Raw genomic sequence first — 1,019 nt, forward strand, 5'->3', positions numbered from 1 at the left:
CTCCTGACGTGCAATCTGCTTGATGTATTCTTTGTAGCCACGTGATTTGGGAGGATCATACGTACTTACATACTTTCCTCGCCGAGAAAACCTAGGCCTCCCTTGAGCAACCGGTTCACCGGGTATTGTTAGCCTTATCACGCTTGTTTCACGTCCTTCAGATAGTCATTACCGTTGTTACGGATTGGCAGCTTGATTTCAAACTCGCTTGCCACTCGTCTCACGAACGTTATTGACTTCCCGATCCGTTTTGCAACCTCTGTTAGTGTTTTGCTCTTGCTTGCCGCCTCAGAAACTTGTACTGCATACTTCTTACGGTTAGCTTCCCCGCGTTTGTTTACAGCCTTGATGCTGCTGATCAGTGCGACTGAAGGCATATCTCGATTATCAACACCGGCTACCGCACGTTTCTCGACAATTGATTTCTTTGACACAATGATCCGGTTATTGAACTCCTGTTTCTCTATTTTTGAGAATGCTTTGCTTTTTGAGATGTCTATCATTGCTGAGTTTTCGTATCGCTTAAGCAATTCCGCCTTGAAGTCGCACCATACTTTGTCGCCTTGCTTGTATAAACGCACTGTTACTTGTGGCATGCTTTTGCCTCCTGTTTAATTAATGGCGTTTCTGAGAAGTCCAGTGATGCGAAGTGCTTAGCTAGTTTAATTAACTTAAGCAAGCTACCCGAAACTTTGCCGTCAGCATATACGCTATCTGACGCTTCATGAATCATGCGTGTATTTGCCTGAACAATTCCCCCAACAAGCACGATGATGTCTTGCCACTGTGATTCAGTAACGTTTAGGCAGCCACTGTCATAATAACGGTAGATGTCCGCTACTGTTTGATTCAATGCCGTTTCGTATGCTCGCAGCCGCTTATCCAAGCTTTGCAAATATCTATTTATCATTTCGTCTGCAGTCACGATCTTTTCCCCCTTACGTCTGTTAGTTTTTCAAAATTTAATGTGCAATCTTTTGATTTTGGAATAATTCGGCTGATGAGTTTGCTGTTGTACA

General features: G+C 43.7%; 3 protein-coding genes and 1 pseudogene. All 4 read right to left on the reverse strand.

The window, feature by feature from the left end; genetic code table 11:
- Positions 1 to 141, reverse strand: a 141-nt coding sequence (locus tag BVJ53_RS14175) for a RusA family crossover junction endodeoxyribonuclease (RefSeq protein WP_129302931.1), incomplete at its 3' end; no start/stop codon positions are given.
- Positions 138 to 596 (reverse strand): hypothetical protein, encoded by a 459-nt coding sequence (locus tag BVJ53_RS14180; RefSeq protein ID WP_129302932.1) that lies wholly within the window; start codon positions 594 to 596, stop codon positions 138 to 140. The genes BVJ53_RS14180 and BVJ53_RS14175, both read right to left, overlap by 4 nt.
- On the reverse strand, positions 584 to 925 hold the full coding sequence (locus BVJ53_RS14185; protein ID WP_129302933.1) for a hypothetical protein: 342 nt from the start codon (positions 923 to 925) through the stop codon (positions 584 to 586). The genes BVJ53_RS14180 and BVJ53_RS14185 overlap by 13 nt, the downstream gene beginning before the upstream one ends.
- Positions 922 to 1,019: pseudogene (locus BVJ53_RS14190) on the reverse strand (ATP-binding protein); the annotation flags it as partial. The gene BVJ53_RS14185 and the pseudogene BVJ53_RS14190, both read right to left, overlap by 4 nt.

The sequence above is a fragment of the Lacticaseibacillus chiayiensis genome, assembly GCF_004123795.1.
Lineage (GTDB): Bacteria > Bacillota > Bacilli > Lactobacillales > Lactobacillaceae > Lacticaseibacillus > Lacticaseibacillus chiayiensis.